The organism is Desulfosporosinus metallidurans (assembly GCF_001936615.1).
Taxonomy (GTDB): Bacteria; Bacillota; Desulfitobacteriia; order Desulfitobacteriales; family Desulfitobacteriaceae; genus Desulfosporosinus; species Desulfosporosinus metallidurans.
The window spans coordinates 129,779-147,420 of sequence record NZ_MLBF01000002.1 but is presented as its reverse complement, the minus strand read 5'-3'; the positions used below and the strand labels follow the sequence as shown (position 1 = coordinate 147,420).

Genomic DNA, 17,642 nt, shown 5'->3' with positions numbered 1-17,642 from the left:
TTTAGGACAATGTTGTCCATGCTGAGCCAATGGGGGTGACGCATGGACTTTTTTGAAAAATCGAAGGGAGAGCTAGTGCAATGATGATGACCAATGATGACGTTTTGCGGGAAGCCCATGAGAAAGGTGTTAAGTTTATTAGGTTACAGTTTACAGACATATTTGGGATTCTTAAGAATGTAGCAATTACGATAGAACAACTGGAAAAGGCTTTAGATGGGGAACTGATGTTTGACGGTTCTTCGATTGAAGGATTTGCGCGTATTGAAGAATCGGATATGTATTTGCGTCCGGACCCAAATACCTTTGTCGTTTTTCCTTGGCGTCCCAAGGAAGGGGGGGTCGCTCGACTTATTTGTGATGTTTATAACCCGGATGGAACCTCATTTGAAGGATGCCCGCGCAGTGCGCTGAAAAGAGTCTTAGCAGAAGCATCTGAAATGGGGTACACCTTGAACGTGGGCCCGGAATTGGAGTTTTTCCTCTTCCATACTGATGCTGAAGGGCGTCCTACAACGATTACGCACGACAAAGCCGGCTATTTTGACTTAACGCCTATTGACTTAGGAGAGAATGCGCGTCGTGATATGGTGTTAACGTTAGAACAAATGGGCTACGAAATTGAAGCATCTCACCATGAAGTGGCGCCTGGACAACATGAGATTGATTTTAAATATTCCGATGCCCTGGATATCGCCGATAAAATTGCTACCTTTCGTTTTGTTGTACGCACTATAGCACAGCATCATGGCTTACATGCTACGTTTATGCCGAAGCCTATTTTTGGCATTAACGGATCTGGTATGCATAGTAATCAATCGCTTTTTAAAGATGGCAAAAATGCGTTTTATGATCCTAGTGATTCGATGGAGCTTTCCGAAATTGCTTACCAATATATTGCAGGCCTCATGAAGCATGCCCCTTCTTTTGCGGCCATCACCAACCCAACAGTCAACTCGTATAAACGACTTGTGCCAGGTTATGAAGCACCTTGTTATATTGCCTGGTCCGGACGAAATAGGAGTCCACTCATTCGTATACCAGCCAAAAGAGGCGCTTCAACCCGCATAGAACTGCGTAGCCCGGATCCAGCCTGTAATCCGTATTTGGCCATCGCCGTCCAACTTAAAGCGGGGCTAGACGGGATTAAAAATAAACTTATACCACCGCCTGCAGTTGATTTAAACATTTACGCTATGAACAGTGAGGAACGTGCAAAACTGGGGATTACTTCTCTACCGGGAAGTTTGAAAGAAGCCTTGGATGAACTCGGTAAAGCCCCTGTCATTCAAGAGGCACTGGGCAGTCATATCTATCATCGCTTTGTTGAGGCGAAATCTGAGGAATGGGATAGTTTCCGAGTTACTGTCACACAGTGGGAACTGGATCGTTATTTACACATGTATTGAGTTGTTAAGAGCCTAGCGTCGCTAGGCTCTTATGTTGCTAATTGTTTTCAATCTTGTTCCATCTCAATGGTAATAGCTATTATCGATTATGAAGGAATGAAATACAGGAATAAACGAGGCAACCCAGAATAAATAGAAAATATGAAGTGTGAATGTTCTAAATTCATTATAGATTTTCTGGGTGGGCTATGTTACTATTACATAAAGCTAGAGTAAGTAAGTTTCTAAAAGGGAGGGTGTTATATAATGTTTGCGAGAAATCGTGAATCAGAAACGGGCTCTTCCCATCGCCGCAAACGACAATTTCAGGTCGGAGACCGGGTTACTACAAGTAACAACTGTCTTGGAACGGTTGTTCGTGTTGATCGTGATGAGGTTGGGGACTATATCGTGGCGCGTTTAGATATTTTACCTGGTGAATTCGCTTACGATCCTTGGGATTTGGAAAAAATCTAATATTTTTCCGATTGATAAGAACATCTCAAGGGAGGTGTTCTTTTATTTTTCCCAGTAAAAGAAAATTAAGTATATGCCTTATCTTCTAATGCAAGGCATATACTTAATTATATGCCGGTAGGTCTTGTTGATGTAGGAGAAGGGAGGGCTACCATGGAAGTCATAAAGTGGTTGCGTGAATATCGCGAGATAGAGGCTGCTCTGGCGTGGAGTGGTACGTTTACGGATTATTTGCAAATGGTTACGAAAAATCCTAACTTGGCACTACATGCTCATGCTCGAATCTACGCCATGATCAGAGCAGCCGGGGTTGGAACCATCGGAGATCAGAAAAAATACAAATTTTTTGACAAGGAACTATTTGGGTTAGATAAAACATTAGAACGCCTAATTGAGGAATATTTCCATAGTGCTGCAAAGCGGTTGGATGTTCGTAAACGTATTTTACTGTTAATGGGACCAGTAAGTGGCGGTAAATCGACCATCGTTAGCTTATTAAAGCGTGGGCTCGAAGAATTCACGAGAACTGAGGAAGGAGCAGTTTATGCTATAGACGGATGCCCCATGCATGAGGATCCTCTGCATCTGTTGCCAGTGTCTTTACGTCCACAATTTGAGGAGATGTACGGAATCCGTATCGAGGGAAATCTATGTCCAGTTTGTCGGTTGAGATTGGATGAAGAATTTGGGGGTGAAGTTGAACGTTTTCCTGTAAAACGAATTCTTTTCTCGGAAGAGCAAAGGGTAGGAGTGGGCACCTTTACTCCTTCAGATCCTAAGTCGCAAGATATTGCTGACTTGACGGGAAGTATTGATTTTTCTTCGATCACTGAATACGGATCAGAATCAGATCCGCGCGCTTATCGTTTTGACGGGGAACTAAACAAGGCCAATAGAGGTCTGATGGAATTCCAGGAAATGCTAAAATCTGATGAAAAGTTCCTTTGGAATCTTCTAAGTCTCTCACAGGAAGGGAATTTTAAAGCCGGACGTTTTGCCTTGATTTCGGCTGATGAGCTTGTCATAGCCCATACTAACGAAAATGAGTATCAAACGTTCATTTCGAATAAGAAAAACGAAGCCTTGCAATCAAGGATTATTGTTATGCACATTCCCTATAATCTTCGTGTCAGTGATGAAGTTAAAATTTACGAAAAGTTAATTAGCCAAAGTGACATCAAAAATGTGCATATTGCACCTCATAGCTTATGGGCAACCTCTGTTTTCAGCGTCCTTTCTCGCTTGAAGCCATCGAAAAAACAAGGGATGGATCTTGTGAAGAAGATGAGGATCTATGACGGGGAAGATGTAGAAGGATTTAATCAAAAGGATATTAAAGAGTTGACTATGGAGGGAGAAGAACTCGGAGAAGGCATGAGTGGTATAGATCCACGCTACGTGATCAACCGAATTTCTACAGCCTTAATACGAGATGAGCATGCGTGTATCAATGCGCTAGATATTTTGAGGGCTTTGAGAGACGGGCTTTCACAGCACACCTCGATAGCGAAAGATGAAAAAGAAGACCTTCTAAACCTAATAGCCGTGGCACGCCGTGAATATGACGAAATGGCCAAGAAAGAAGTTCAAAAGGCGTTTGTTTATGCGTACGAGGAATCTGCGAAATCACTCTTGAATAATTATCTTGATAATGTTGAGGCGTATTGCAATTCGTCTAAGCTGTATGATCCCATCACCGGTGAAGAGTTAGCTCCCGATGAACAATTAATGCGCAGCATTGAAGAACAAATCGGTGTTTCAGAAAATGCTAAAAAAACCTTTCGCGAAGAAATTCTTATTCGGATCTCAATGTATGCCCGGAAGGGAAAAGTCTTTAACTATGAATCTCATGAACGGTTGAAAGAAGCCATTGAAAAGAAATTGTTTGCTGATCTTAAGGATATTGTCAAGATTACAACCTCTGTCGATCATCCGGATCAAGACCAATTATTGAGAGTCAACAATGTTATGGATCGTCTCGTCAATAAGCACGGATATTGCCCGATCTGTGCCAATGAGATTGTGAAGTATGTCGGGGCCCTCCTTAACCGTTAGAGAGGAAGGGGGATAAGTGTGGCAGATGAAATCATAGTAAATCGTGATGACTGGAGTTTGCATCGGAAAGGGTATCTGGACCAAACGAGGCACAAGGAGAAAGTTGAAGAAGTCATTAAACAACAACTGGGCGATCTAATTGTTGATGAAAGCATTATTTTATCTGGTGGTAAAAAAAGCACTAAGATTCCCATGCGTTCCCTAGAAGAATTCCATTTCCGGTATGATTTGAAAAAGAAAAATCATACCGGTCAAGGAACTAAAAAAATGGTTCCGGGCGAAATTTTAGGGCGTGAACAGGCCAAGGGCAAAGGTGCTGCAGGGAGTGGTGCTGGTGAAGAACCTGGTGAAGATATCTATGAAGCAGAAGTAACGTATGAGGATTTGGCAAATATTCTCTTTGAAGAATTAAAGTTACCCAATCTGGATGATAAAAAACGACCGCTTATTGCACATGATCGTCCGGAATTTAACGATGTTCGTAAAAAAGGGTTAATGGCGAATGTAGATAAGAAACGTACCTTGCTGGAAAGTATCAAGAGGCAGGCCTTTTCGCAAAAGAAGAATAAGGAGGCTCGCTTAAGAATTTCTCCGGAAGATTTGCGTTTTAAGACTTGGGAGACACGTCCGAATTTTGAGACTAATGCAGTAATTTTGGCAATGATGGATACCTCTGGCTCGATGGGACAATTTGAAAAATATATTGCTCGAACATTCTTTTTCTGGATGGTTCGTTTCCTACGTATAAAGTATGAAAATGTGGAGATCCGTTTTTTAGCACATCACACTGAAGCAAAAGAAGTGACTGAGGAAGAATTCTTTACGCGCGGGGAGAGTGGGGGAACTCGCTGTTCATCAGTGTATAAGTATGCCTTAGAGCTAATTGAAAACGAATATCCACCAGCCCATTTTAATATTTATCCAGTTCATTTTACAGATGGTGATAATATCGGAACGGACAATTCAAGAGCATTGTCTTTGATGAAACAGTTGGTTGAAGTGAGTCAGGTCGTCGGCTACGGTGAGATCTTGAGAACACACTATTCCAGCACCTTAATGGCTACGTTAAAACGTATTACTGATCCGAAACTCCGGTTAGTGACGATCAGGGACCGAAACGAGGTATACGTTGCTCTCAAAACAGTCTTTTCATAAGACGACGGCAAGAGTGTCTTAACTGGGCACTAGGAACGGAATAGGTAGGGGGAAAGTCATGGACAATGAGGTGCATGTCTTAAACGCCATAGCGCAAGATGTTGCTCAAGTGGCCCGTGGCATGGGGCTTGATTTCTATCCTGTAAATTTTGAAATCGTTCCAGCTGAAGCATTGTATACGTTTGGCGCGTATGGAATGCCGGTGCGATTTACTCACTGGAGCTTCGGAAAAGCTTTTTACCGAATGAAAACTCAGTATGATTTGAATTTGAGCCGGATCTATGAACTCGTCATTAATACGAATCCAGCCTACGCTTTTTTGTTAGAAGGAAATCATCAAACCCAAAACAAACTCGTAATCGGTCATGTCTATGCCCATGTTGACTTCTTTAAGAACAATTACTATTTTTCACGCACCCCTAAAGACATGGTTGAGCGTATGTCCGCGCATGCCGAGAAAATTCGCGAATATGAATTGAGATATGGCAGAGAATGGGTTGAACAGACCTTAGATGCGGTCCTAGCTATTCAAGAACATGTGGACTATCGATCCCATGTTGGAACCAGTCGTAAAATGGAAAATGCCCCAAAGGTCAAAGTGCCATTTAAAGACGGAGGGCGCAGGTGTCAGGGCAGTTTATGTACTGGGAGTCAATCCTGTGTAACGATAAACGAACAACGTAAGGGGTCCCAATTGAAGACCCGGAAAAAAAAGGCGTCTATACCCTATGAAGATTTATGGGGAGATTTATTGGAAGATGAAACTGAAAATCTTCCCTCTCAGGAGTATGAAGACCTTTTGCTCTATATTATTAAATTTGCGCCGGGGCTCGAAGAATGGCAAAGAGATATTGTGGGTATAGTTCGTGAAGAATCACTCTATTTCTATCCCCAAATCGAGACAAAAATAATTAACGAAGGATGGGCGACATTTTGGCATGCCAGAATTATGAGAGAACTAGATCTTACAGATGCTGAATCCCTCGAATTCGCGCTGATGCATAGTCAAGTTGTACAGCCTTCTCGTATGGGACTGAACCCATATTATTTGGGAGTAAAGATATGGGAAGACTTGGCGAAAGTAAAACCCCTTAATGAACTTTTTGAACTACGTGAAACAGAAAATGATCTTTCATTCATCCGTAATCATCTGAGCCGTGAATTAGTTGAAGAACTAAATTTGTTTAACTTTCGGAAAGTCGGTGCTCACTGGCAGGTTACGGACAATGAATGGGAGAAAGTGAGAGATAATCTAGTACAGCAACTCGTTAATGGAGGGCATCCTCGAATAGTCGTTTTAGAGGGAGATTATGAGGGTAAAGGCGGGCTTTATCTTAAACATCGCCATGAAGGAGTTGATCTCGATCTCGTTTATCTCGAGAAGACTCTTGCTCTTGTTCAGTCTCTATGGGGTAAATCGGTCGTGTTAGAAACTGTAGTAGATTCGAAGAAGGTAATTTACGAATCTTTCAATGGGCTAGTCAGTCGTCATCAGGTAACTCGAGATTCTGAGCAATAAGGATATAGCGAAAAATAAAGAATACGCTCTTAATCAAGGCAGATGTCAGTATTGCGTCTGCTTTGATTCGCGTTTTACTTAGCAGTACTTAAATATTTTTGAGTAGAGTGAATTGGCAAAGGGAACAGGTCTATGGTAAAATACCAACGGAAATGATAATCTTAATAAGTTATAGGATTAAGTGAGGAGGTTGCTCTTGGAAGCGATTTTAACTAATTTAGGACAATTTGTGGTACATATGATTTCAACCTTTGGCTATGTTGGAGTTTTCTTCGCCATGGCCATAGAGAGTGCTTGTATTCCCCTGCCAAGTGAGATTATTCTACCGTTTACAGGGTATATGGTCTATGCAGGGCAATTTGGATTTTGGCAAGCTACCATTGCGGCAACTCTTGGAAACCTCTTTGGCGGACTTGTTGCGTATTATATCGGCGTATGGGGAGGACGACCTTTCCTTAAGCGGTATGGGCGGTACATCTTTATCAATGAACGAGAACTGGCTTGGACTGAGCGGTTATTTGAACAACATGGGGAAGTAACTGTTTTTGTAGGCCGAATGTTACCCATCGTACGTACGTTTATTTCTCTACCCGCTGGTATTGCAAGAATGAACCCGCTGAAAATGTCAACCTACACTGTGACGGGTGCTTTTCTCTGGTGCACTTTTTTGATTTTCGTGGGCCAGAAATTGGGGGAAAATTGGGATTCACTTAAGCCTTATTTTCATCGTGCAGACGTCGTCGTTGGAGGGGCCATTGTTTTCGTGCTTATTTTTGCACTGTGGAAACATCGCAGACGCTGATCTTTATCTCTCCAAGGTTTTGGTATCATTAGGATAGAGGAAGGCAGGCAGGTAGGGCATGCATGGACTAGAGCACTATGTGACAGAATTGATCTATCACTACCGTTATTGGGGTATATTACTACTACTCACTGGTGGTATGATCGGTATACCGGTACCTGACGAATTTTTAATGACGTTTTGTGGGTTCCAAACCTCATTGGGACATATGAACTTTGGGAAAACCCTTTTTTTTGCCACTTTTGGCAGTTTCCTAGGTATGAACCTAAGTTACTGGATTGGAAGGCGCCTAGGAATTCCCTTTTTACATAGGGTCGCACCCTACCTTCATTTCAATGAAAAAAAGATCGCCCGAGCTGAACATTGGTTTCAGCGTTTTGGCGACCGGCTTATCGTGATAGGGTATTTCTTTCCTGGATTCCGTCATTTTACTGCGTATTTTTCCGGGATGAGTAGACTTAATTATGGACGTTATGCAGCGTTAGCAGCGATGGGTGCTTTTCTTTGGGCTATAACGTTTATTACTCTTGGGCGAATTCTCGGAGTTCATTGGCAAAAAATTACTCTTGTTTTGCATCGTTATTTGGTTCGGGGTGGCATAGTGCTGGCCATTGTCGTGTTCTTGATCTATCTTTATAGTGTAAAACGAGGACGAGCTAACCTAGAAGACAAATAGTTGCCTTAGGCGTTTTTAGATTGACAGAGGGGACAAAGCCCAAAGAATCGTAACCAGTGATTGTGAATACGGTAGCCACTTTGTAATTCTATTGTTTTGGCAAAATGACTTATGGGACAGTCGCCCAACTCTTTACTCCGACCGCATTTTGTGCATATAAGTTGATGGGCATGTTGTTGGGCCGTGCTTATAAGACGAAAGCGTTCCCCTCCGCTGCCGAACTCTTCCTTTTGGAGTAATCCAAAATCATTGAGCATTTCTAAAACACGATAAATTGAGACAATACCGACATGGATGCCGTTTTTTTCTAATAGATGATGAATATCGTATGCTCCCAAGTAATCCGTGTGATTACAAAGGACTTGAATAATATGTTTACGGGCCGAAGTGAGGCGGTACCCTTGTTGATGAATGTGTTGAAGTATCTCTTCATAGTTCATAGTGTCTATCTCCTAGTATGTGGGCGGTTGGAACCGCTTTATTTTTTTACCTCAGAAAGACCAAAACTTCTACGCAGGGGCTGACGATGAGAAGAAAGAAGGAAACTTACAAAGAAAAACGTGGCCGCAGTCAGGGCAATACTTGCTCCTGAGGCGATGTTAAAATAATATGAAATATATAATCCCATAACTGCGCTAGTTAGCCCAAAGAAAATGGCTAACAAAAGTAGGCGTTTAAGTGAGCGTGTCCACTGTTGGGCTGAAGCGGCGGGAATTATAAGTAACGCAGTGACTAGAATAATCCCAACAGTTTGGGAAGCGATAACGACGGTTATGGCGATCATGATAAGCATAGTGTAATGAAGTCCAGCCCGAGATAAACCAGCAACTTCAGCCATTTCAGGGTCAAAGGCATAGAAAACGAATTCTTTGTAAAAAAGAAATAAGATAATCAGGATTAGTATTGATGCGGCAATAATAATTTTAAGATCGAATGGAGTGATAGCTAAGACTGAGCCAAATAAGTAGCCAGTAAGATCGGTCGTATAAAACTTCATGCTACTGATTAGAGCAATCCCTAAGGCCATAGAGGTAGAAAATAGAATTCCGATGGCCGTATCTAAGGTGACTTTGGCCTTTTCATGGACTATTCCGATGAGAAGAGCCAACCCGATGGTATAGAGATTGGCCGCTAGGTAAAGATCCCAGCGCATCAAATATCCGATAGCAAGTCCTGCTAGAGAGCCGTGAGCTAATCCTTCCCCAATAAAGGCCAGTCGCAGTAAAACTACGAAACTCCCAATTACAGCACATAATACGCCAATAGCCACAGTACCAATAAAGGCATTTTGCATAAAGGCATATTGGAGCGGATCTAAGAGCAGGTGCATGAACAAGAATCCTCCTTAATAACTTCAACGTTATCTTCTTTGACTAAGCGATGCGGCCAAGGGAGGCCGGAAAATGTCTGAGTTAGAATTTCGGGTGTTAGGACTTTGTCCGGTGGGCCAAAGGCGATGACTCGTTCATTTAAGCAAAGTATACGACCAAAATGGTGAAAATCCAAGGCTAGGAGATCGTGAGTGGTAGTTAAGGTGGTGATCCCATCCTCGTGAAGTTGTTCGAGAAGTTCATAGATGCTTTGTTGTGTAGGGATATCAAGCCCTGTTGCTGGTTCATCCAGCAATAAGAGTTTAGATTCTTGGGCGAGCGCACGCGCTATAAAGACACGTTGTTGTTGCCCACCAGAAAGCTGACCGATCGGACGATCAGCCATATCGATCATTTTAACGCGAATAAGCGCCTCCTTAACGATATGATGATCTTCCTTTTTAGGGAAACGTAGTGGACCTAAGCGTCCAACACGTCCCAACATTACGACTTCATAGACAGAAATGGGAAAGTCCTTGTCCATGGATTTAAGCTGCGGAACATAACCAATTTGCTGCTGACGCCGCCAAGCTCTGTGGGGACTTTCCCCGAAGACGTGGACAGACCCTTGAGTCGCTTGGTTGAGCCCAACTATACTGCGGATCAGCGAAGTCTTCCCAGAACCGTTTGGCCCAATAATTCCGACACAGGATCCGGTTGGGATACGCAAATGGATATCATTTAAGACTCTTCGTTGACCGTAATTAAGGAAAAAATGATCAAATTCAATTACGAAATTCTCTGTCATGTTCTAGCCTACCTCTTCGTTCATCACTTCAATGCGGAAACAATGGAGTTAGTGTTGGATTTCATCATCGCGACGTAGGAGTTGTTGTCTGGCGTATCCCCTAAAGTATCATCATGTAAAGAGTCAATATATTTAACGCCGGTTTCTGTAGCTAGTTGTTGAGCTAGTTTTGGATTAAACCCGGCTTCACTAAATACTGCACGGACCTTTTGTTGACGAACCAGGTTAATAAGGTCCGCATAGTCTTTAGCAGAAGGTTCCGCTTCACCAGTATGAAGTAAAGGCTGAACAAAGGTAAGTCCGTAACGTTTGGCATAATAGACCCAAGCGTCGTGTAAGACAACCATTTTGCGATCCGCTGGGGGGAGGGTGGAAATTTGCGTTTGAATCCATTGGTCTAATTGTGTTAACTCTGCTAAGTAGGAAGTAGCATTTTGTGAAAAGTAAGATTTTTGATCCGGATAAGTTTGGGATAGGGCATCACGTATCTTTTCTACATAGTTTTTTGCATTCTGAACATCAAGCCAGAGGTGAGGATTGCCAAGACTCCCTTGTTCTTTGCCCAAAATAGGTAGACCGTCTGAAAGAATAACCGTGCGCAACTTGGGATTGGCTGCATTGGCAATGACCTTATCCAAATATAATTCTTCTCCAACTCCATTAGCAAAAAATAGGCTGGAAGAAGCAACTTCACGAACATCAGTCGGTTTTGGTTCGTATTCATGCGGATCGCTGCCTGCAGGGACCAGATTTATCACCTTGACTTTATTGCCACCGACCTGTCGGATAAGATCAGCGAGCGGAGAAATACTTGTTGCCACGACCATTTGTTGAACTGAAGTAGTAGGCGCTGGTGAGTTGCAACCATTCAGCAACAAAAGGGATATAAGCAACAATAGATTGACTAGACGAAAACGTTTAGGGGTCATCAAGATACACTCCTTATCGATACAATGTTTCAATAAAGAAAGTGTAGTATAGTAAACGGGAAATGTCAAATGGGTAGACTAACTACGCTAACTTGTATAGAATACATTCCATACATTAGGGAAATTCTTCGTCAAGTGGTATAATACTTAGGATAAAATCCCAAACATAAAGGAGGTCACTCAGGTGACAAATGAAAGTACACAGGACTTAGAACTTCAGCAAAATCCAATTGTAACTATTGAAATGGAAAATGGCAACATGATCAAACTTGAACTATACCCATCCGTAGCCCCTGAAACCGTTAAGAATTTTGTGTCGCTCGTCTCTCAAGGGTTTTATGATGGTCTCATCTTCCATAGAGTCATACCTCAATTCATGATTCAAGGCGGTGATCCTGATGGGACAGGTATGGGTGGCAGCAAACAAACGATTCGTGGCGAGTTCTCGGGGAACGGCTTTAAAAATGACTTAAAACATGATCGTGGAATTATATCCATGGCTCGGACCTCGGCCCCTAATTCGGCAAGTTCTCAATTTTATATTGTTGTTAAAGCTTCAAGCCATTTAGACGGTCAGTATGCTTCCTTCGGTAAAGTAATTGAGGGAATGGAGGAAGTTGATCGAATTGTCAGTGTTCAAAGGGATCGCGGAGATAAACCACTAGAAGACCAGAGAATGAAGAAAGTTACAGTTCAACTCTAGTTTGCGTTTGAATTGTTCTAGATTGACAAGGGTTAGGGGAGGAGGGCTTGGCCCTCTTTTTCTAAATGTATCTGAGAAGTGATAACTTGCCATCCATGGCGGTTATTTTTCAGATGGAGGTGTGATATGTTAGACTTGATGCGTTTATTTGGTCAAGTTGTGGAGGAACAAAGTTTTACCGTGGTTGCGCGACGATTGGGAATTAGTCAACCAGCAGTCTCGAACCAAATGCGGGCACTTGAAGAAAAACTCGGGGTCAAATTGCTTTATCGCAAGGGAAAGGGATTTGCCCTAACCTCGGAGGGGGAAGTAGTCTATCGGCATGCCAAGCACATACTTGAAGAATGGTCAGAGCTTATGCGAGAAATCGGGGGTTCAGAGAGATTAATGAACGGGAAGGTGCATATCGGGGCATCGCACATTCCCGGCGAGTATTTACTTCCTATTTACTTAGCCTCTTTCCGGAAGATGTATCCGGAAATAATGTTTAAACTCTCCATTGGGGACAGTTTGGAGATGGCGGAAAAAGTTCTTGCCCATGAAGTGGATTTTGCTGTTGTAGGAGCAGTCTTTGATACAGAAAAACTTGCATCTCAATTTTGGTTAAAGGATGAACTCGAGTGCGTAGTCTCTTGCGACCACCCAGGTTGGAATCAAAACATTGACCTCAATACCCTCAAGGAATATCCAGTGATTATTCGTGAGACCGGATCCGGACATCGGAGAGCCTTCGAGGAGGCGCTCGCGGAACGTGGGCTTGATTTACAAGACTTCAACATTGCGTTAGAAGTTGGAAGTACAGAAGCAGTAAAAAACGCTGTTCGTGCTGGTCTGGGATATTCCTTTCTCTCAAAACATGCTTTAGAATTCTGTGAGAAACAAGGGTTAGTGTGGACGAACGTCAAAGACCTTTATATAGAACGGGGGTTTTATCTTCTAACTCGTAGGAATAAACCTCTAACGCTCATTGCTGATGAATGCTACCGATTTCTAGTTACTCAGAAACCTCATGGCATTATCCCAAAATAAGTTCGTTTTTACTTCTTTCGAAAGGGGAAGCTGGTTTAAGGCTTGAATGGCATCACGAGGGGAGTAGTCCATAACCGGATAGTCTGTTCCAAAAATAAACTTAGTTGGGTTATCGTCTATTGCTCTAAGCCACTCATCGCGCATGGGGAAACGGGGATTCCCTAAGATGAAGGCAGTATCAAGGTAAACATTCGAGTAACAGGCAGCTAATTTTGAAGCCAAAGAGAAATCGTTAGGGAGACCCATATGTGCAATTGTAACCTTAAGATCAGGGAAGGACTTAAGTACATCCAAAAGGAATTCGACACGTGTGTAAGGGCTTTCTACTGGCATCCCGCTCAAATGGAGGATAAGTCCCTTTCGTCTTTCGCTTAGCATTCGATACACAGGCCACAGACGTTTATCATTAACGGAAACTTTTTGTACAAAAGTATGGATTTTGACACCTGGAAAATCCCATTCATCAAGGGCTTGGCTTAAGATCTTCTCTGGCTCTAGATCATCCTGATGAAGGGCAGCAAAAGGGTGTAACTGGGAATAGTTCTCGCATAGGTTTTTGAGAAATAAATTTATTCCTACGGAAATATCCTTTTTGTGAACGTACCCTAAAACAAAAGCCGACGATACTCCTATGGTTTTCAGATAGTTCAAAAGGGTCTCATTGGATTGTTGTTGATAGGGCATTGTCCATCCTTGTTGAACAAACCAGTTTAATATAGCCCCCATTAATCGACCAGGAAAAAGATGAATGTGCGCATCACAGATTTTTTGAAGTGACTCCCTAACTTCATTGTCCTTATCGATGATTGTAAGCTTATCCTGATTATATATCGTTTTAGTCTCTGCCTTGGTACTCATTGATAATGCTCCTTTCGATGAATGGTTAAGTATATCAGAATATTTCGACATCCGCAGCGTATTTCCTTCACGTTTTGAGGGGATCATGGTATTGTATTGGGGTAACCCTCTTAGAAGACTAGGTTGAGTTAAAGGAGAGGCACCTTTGAATTGGTTTAAAAGTGATTTTAATATTCGGGCATGGCGCCTAATCCAAAATTACGACATCGAAAAGGCTCCGGGCGTGACCCTGATTTATGGATCAAGAGGAGTTGGCAAGTCCGTCATGTTGCGCCATCTCTATCAAAGTACTGGGGTGAATGAGGGGGGGATTTTCACGGACTCCTTGTCGTTTGCTCGTCAGTATGCTTATGCAGCTCAAGAGAATAAGCTGAATATATTTCGACAACGATACCGCTTGACCCGTTTGCTGTTGCTCGATGACCTTCAATTTATTGCGGGGAAAGTTAAAACAATCGAGGAGCTCCACTATACCTACGAATATGTCATCGGAAATGGGGGCAAGATGGTGATTACTCTTGAAGGAGATGGACCACAGCTCGAATTTCTAGGGGAGCGACTTGCCTCTCGCTTTTTGAGTGGGATGATCATCCCTATTGATCGACCTCAAGTAGAGGAAATGGAGCGTTTTCTGGATGAGTATTGTCACTTCAAACACATATTCGTAGACAAACTGGTCTTGAAGACTATCTCTGAACGTAAAGACAATTTAGCAGATGCCGTGCAAATCATTGAGCAATTTGTTCATTTTGCTGAGTCACAACAAAATGCACTAAGCTTTCTGTGTTTCCAAGCCTATTGTGAACATGAAGATCAAAGAAAAGATAGAGTGGTTGATCCCATAAATATTATTCGAATAGCGGCTTTAACCATGGATGTTTCCGTCGAGGAATTGTTGGGACCCACGCGCAAGCCCAAGGCCAATGAAGCGAGACAGTTGGCGATCTACGTCATAAGGACACTCGCTAAGATCTCCTTTCCTGAGATTGGGAAATACTTTAACCGTAAACATCCTACCATAATATTGTCTTATAAAAAAATGCAAGAAAAACTGGTTAAAGACCAAGATTTATATAAAAAATATTGCGTAATATTAAACGCTTTAAATGTATAGGCTCTAGACAGGGGTCAGAAGCCGATGACAAGCTGATGACGGTCCCAAGAACAATGTGATTTGGGAGAGTAGAAACATGGTAAAGAAGACTAAGAGAAGAGGTGGACCCATTGTCAGATACAATCAAACGGATTGGGGTACTAACTAGTGGAGGAGATGCTCCAGGTATGAACGCAGCCCTTCGGGCGGTGGTAAGGAAAGGAATTTACCATGGACTGGAGGTTTACGGGATAAGCCGAGGATATGAGGGGCTGATACACGGAGAAATCCAAGAAATGACGATAGGCTCTGTTGCAGATATTGTGCTTCGTGGGGGGACCATATTGAAGACGGCACGTTCCGAAGAAATGCGGACAGAAGAAGGCCAACAGAAGGCTATTGAGCAGTTACATAAGTTGCAAATTGACGCCTTGGTGGTAATTGGAGGAGATGGGTCTTTTCGTGGGGCGCAGACTTTAGCAGCACGGGGAGTTCAGATTGTGGGAATACCAGGCACGATCGACAATGATATTGCTGGGACCGATTTGACGATAGGATTCGATACTGCTACTAATACGGTCGTGGATGCCGTGAGTAAAATCAGAGATACAGCATCTTCCCACGAACGCACGTTCATTGTAGAAGTTATGGGAAGAAATTGTGGGAACATAGCTCTTCAAGCCGGCTTAGCCTGTGGGGCGGAATCTATACTGGTTCCTGAAATCCCGTACGATTTGGATGAAATCAGTGATAAACTAAAGCGTGGTCATCAACGTGGTAAAAACCACAGTATTATCTTAGTTGCGGAGGGTGTAGGTAGCGCTTATAAAATCGGGGAGGAATTACGAGCTCGTTCTGGGTTTGAGACTCGAATCACCATTTTAGGACATTTACAACGTGGTGGTAATCCTAGTGCTCTGGACGCTGTGATTAGTGCGGCCATGGGAGGAAAAGCAATCGAGATCATTTTGGCTAAAGAGTCGAATAAGATGACAGCTTATGTCAATCAACTCGTTGTCTCTAGCCCTCTCGATGCCGCTTATGGAGTACGTCGCCCCTTTAACAGAGAACTTTATAATTTGGCGAATGAGCTCTCGATTTAACGTTATAGTTAACAGATATAAATCTATTATAGAGATGAGGTTGAGTGATGGAAGACCGAGTACGAGCGAGAATAACGATCGATTTTACGGGAATGATGGAAAGTTTGCAAAATCAAAACGGGTTTTCAGAGGCGAAACTGCAGAGCCTTCAGAAAGTGTTGGATGAAGCTCAAACTGCTCTCTTAATTCGCTGGAAGGCTGGTGAAATTGATTTTTCCAAGCTTCTGGTATCCATGAAAAACCAGCTCTCGGAGATCAGCGAGTATGCTAATGCTGTCTCTTCTAAATTCGATAACTTCGTGGTTTTGGGAATTGGTGGATCTGCGCTCGGACCTCTGGCTGTTCACCAAGCACTAAATCATTACTATTATAATGAACTTCCTCCTGAGAAGCGTGGTCATCGCCCCCGCTTTTATGTCATGGACAATATAGATCCAGTGCGGTTTAGTGAGTTGTTGCAGATGCTTGATCCAAGCAAAACGCTATTTAATGTAATTTCAAAATCGGGCAACACCTCTGAAACAATGGCTCAGTTTTTAATTGTTCGAGACACCTTACGTCGGGTATGCGGAGATAGTTATGCAGAACATATTGTTGTGACCACAGATAAAGAAAAAGGAAATCTCCTGCCAATTGCACTCACTGAAGGATATCAGAGGTTTGTAATTCCTGCAGGAATTGGTGGGCGCTTCTCAGAACTGACCCCTGTAGGATTGCTGGCGGCTGCCATATGCGGGATTGACGTTCATCGGCTTCTTGAAGGTGCATTAGAAATGGATCAATGGATTAGAGAGACACAGGGTGTCTTCTCCAACCCGGCCCAATTACGAGCAGCATTGGCACTTTTGTCGTGGCAAAAAGGTAAGAACATCTCCGTGTTCATGCCCTATGCCGACGGTTTAAAAACAATGGCAGATTGGTATGCCCAGTTGTGGGCGGAAAGTTTAGGGAAACGTTACGATCGACAGGGGCGAGTGGTTCATGTTGGACAGACACCCGTTAAAGCTCTAGGAGTAACGGATCAACATTCCCAAGTTCAGTTATATGCGGAGGGTCCTGATGATAAGGTCATCACATTTGTAGTTGTTGAGAAGTTTAAGGAAACCCAAGAGATACCAATAGATATGAAATTGCCCGAGGACATTCGATTTTTAGGTGGAAAGACCTTAGACGAGTTGTTATGGGCGGAACAAAAAGCAACTGAATACGCCCTTACCCTTGCTGGGCGGCAACATCAGAAAATTCTACTTCCCCGTTTGGATGCGTATAGTGTAGGACAATTACTCCTTTTGCTGGAGTGGGAGACGGCCTACATGGGTGAGTTATTGAACATTAATGCTTTCGATCAACCGGGAGTTGAAGAAGGAAAAAATGGAACTTACGCCTTAATGGGACGTAATGGCTACGAAGCGAAGAAACATGAAATCGAGGAATATGGAAAAACACGGTATAGTTTAAATGGATAAGATCCTAGGACAGGCAAGCGGCTGACTTGAGAATTAGAGTTAGAAAGCAAAAAAAGCGTGAATTAATTCACGCACGCTTTCTCATGTATAATTTATTAAATCTGTCCAGACACCAAAATGGGAAAAATAATAAAGTTAAAGCTGGCAGGGGATGCAGGAGTCGAACCCGCATCAGCGGTTTTGGAGACCGCTGTTCTACCATTAAACTAATCCCCTAAGAATTTCAGCAACGAATTAAATTATATCTGAAAAAATAAAATGTGTCAATGGA

The 17,642-nt window shown here is 42.8% G+C and carries 17 protein-coding genes and 1 tRNA gene; 12 read left to right on the top strand and 6 right to left on the bottom strand.

Going from position 1 to position 17,642, the window contains the following annotated elements:
- Window positions 1-80: 80 nt before the first annotated feature.
- The 7 genes from glnA (at window position 81) to DSOL_RS02005 (ending at window position 8,072) form a co-directional block, all read left to right on the top strand.
- On the top strand, window positions 81-1,409 hold the full coding sequence (gene glnA, locus DSOL_RS02035; protein WP_075363216.1) for a type I glutamate--ammonia ligase: 1,329 nt from the start codon (window positions 81-83) through the stop codon (window positions 1,407-1,409).
- A 246-nt stretch (window positions 1,410-1,655) separates the two neighbouring features.
- The gene (locus DSOL_RS02030; protein WP_075363215.1) at window positions 1,656-1,865 is read left to right on the top strand and encodes a hypothetical protein; all 210 of its coding nucleotides are present in this window, start codon (window positions 1,656-1,658) and stop codon (window positions 1,863-1,865) included.
- Between the two features lie 153 nt (window positions 1,866-2,018).
- The gene (locus DSOL_RS02025; RefSeq protein ID WP_075363214.1) at window positions 2,019-3,920 is read left to right on the top strand and encodes a PrkA family serine protein kinase; all 1,902 of its coding nucleotides are present in this window, start codon (window positions 2,019-2,021) and stop codon (window positions 3,918-3,920) included.
- Between the two features lie 18 nt (window positions 3,921-3,938).
- On the top strand, window positions 3,939-5,075 hold the full coding sequence (gene yhbH / locus DSOL_RS02020) for a sporulation protein YhbH (RefSeq protein ID WP_075363213.1): 1,137 nt from the start codon (window positions 3,939-3,941) through the stop codon (window positions 5,073-5,075).
- A 58-nt stretch (window positions 5,076-5,133) separates the two neighbouring features.
- Window positions 5,134-6,594, top strand: a complete 1,461-nt coding sequence (locus tag DSOL_RS02015; protein WP_075363212.1) for a SpoVR family protein — start codon at window positions 5,134-5,136, stop codon at window positions 6,592-6,594.
- Between the two features lie 196 nt (window positions 6,595-6,790).
- On the top strand, window positions 6,791-7,396 hold the full coding sequence (locus tag DSOL_RS02010; protein ID WP_235838667.1) for a DedA family protein: 606 nt from the start codon (window positions 6,791-6,793) through the stop codon (window positions 7,394-7,396).
- Between the two features lie 58 nt (window positions 7,397-7,454).
- A complete protein-coding gene (locus DSOL_RS02005) occupies window positions 7,455-8,072 on the top strand; it encodes a DedA family protein (RefSeq protein WP_075363211.1) in 618 nt (205 codons plus the stop codon).
- Between the two features lie 5 nt (window positions 8,073-8,077).
- Here DSOL_RS02005 and DSOL_RS02000 read toward each other — a convergent pair whose 3' ends face one another.
- From DSOL_RS02000 to DSOL_RS01985, 4 genes are read right to left on the bottom strand one after another with little or no spacing between them, the layout of a single operon-like run.
- Window positions 8,078-8,512, bottom strand: a complete 435-nt coding sequence (locus tag DSOL_RS02000) for a Fur family transcriptional regulator (protein ID WP_075363210.1) — start codon at window positions 8,510-8,512, stop codon at window positions 8,078-8,080.
- A 38-nt stretch (window positions 8,513-8,550) separates the two neighbouring features.
- The gene (locus tag DSOL_RS01995; protein WP_075363209.1) at window positions 8,551-9,402 is read right to left on the bottom strand and encodes a metal ABC transporter permease; all 852 of its coding nucleotides are present in this window, start codon (window positions 9,400-9,402) and stop codon (window positions 8,551-8,553) included.
- Window positions 9,387-10,190, bottom strand: coding sequence for a metal ABC transporter ATP-binding protein (locus DSOL_RS01990; RefSeq protein ID WP_075363208.1), 804 nt, complete (start codon window positions 10,188-10,190; stop codon window positions 9,387-9,389). The genes DSOL_RS01995 and DSOL_RS01990 overlap by 16 nt, the downstream gene beginning before the upstream one ends.
- 23 nt (window positions 10,191-10,213) lie before the next feature.
- Window positions 10,214-11,119 (bottom strand): metal ABC transporter substrate-binding protein, encoded by a 906-nt coding sequence (locus DSOL_RS01985; protein WP_075363207.1) that lies wholly within the window; start codon window positions 11,117-11,119, stop codon window positions 10,214-10,216.
- Window positions 11,120-11,303: 184 nt separating this feature from the next.
- On the opposite strand from DSOL_RS01985, the gene DSOL_RS01980 reads away from it, so the two are divergent.
- On the top strand, window positions 11,304-11,822 hold the full coding sequence (locus tag DSOL_RS01980) for a peptidylprolyl isomerase (protein WP_083642279.1): 519 nt from the start codon (window positions 11,304-11,306) through the stop codon (window positions 11,820-11,822).
- A gap of 126 nt (window positions 11,823-11,948) precedes the next feature.
- Window positions 11,949-12,851 carry a selenium metabolism-associated LysR family transcriptional regulator gene (locus tag DSOL_RS01975; protein WP_075363206.1) on the top strand — a complete coding sequence of 301 codons (903 nt, stop codon included), beginning with the start codon at window positions 11,949-11,951 and terminating at the stop codon, window positions 12,849-12,851.
- Here the strand turns inward: DSOL_RS01975 and DSOL_RS01970 are convergent.
- Window positions 12,813-13,709 (bottom strand): amidohydrolase family protein, encoded by an 897-nt coding sequence (locus DSOL_RS01970; protein ID WP_170871418.1) that lies wholly within the window; start codon window positions 13,707-13,709, stop codon window positions 12,813-12,815. The two genes, DSOL_RS01975 and DSOL_RS01970, sit on opposite strands and share 39 nt — an antisense overlap.
- Window positions 13,710-13,854: 145 nt before the next feature.
- On the opposite strand from DSOL_RS01970, the gene DSOL_RS01965 reads away from it, so the two are divergent.
- The 3 genes from DSOL_RS01965 to DSOL_RS01955 all read left to right on the top strand — a co-directional run bounded on the left by DSOL_RS01965 (window position 13,855) and on the right by DSOL_RS01955 (window position 17,371).
- Window positions 13,855-14,823, top strand: coding sequence for a DnaA ATPase domain-containing protein (locus DSOL_RS01965; RefSeq protein ID WP_075363205.1), 969 nt, complete (start codon window positions 13,855-13,857; stop codon window positions 14,821-14,823).
- Between the two features lie 110 nt (window positions 14,824-14,933).
- Window positions 14,934-15,905 (top strand): 6-phosphofructokinase, encoded by a 972-nt coding sequence (gene pfkA, locus DSOL_RS01960; RefSeq protein WP_075363204.1) that lies wholly within the window; start codon window positions 14,934-14,936, stop codon window positions 15,903-15,905.
- Window positions 15,906-15,952: 47 nt separating this feature from the next.
- A complete protein-coding gene (locus DSOL_RS01955) occupies window positions 15,953-17,371 on the top strand; it encodes a glucose-6-phosphate isomerase (RefSeq protein WP_075363203.1) in 1,419 nt (472 codons plus the stop codon).
- Between the two features lie 142 nt (window positions 17,372-17,513).
- On the opposite strand, the gene DSOL_RS01950 is transcribed toward DSOL_RS01955, so the two are convergent.
- Window positions 17,514-17,587 (bottom strand) — tRNA-Trp (locus DSOL_RS01950).
- Window positions 17,588-17,642: the final 55 nt, after the last annotated feature.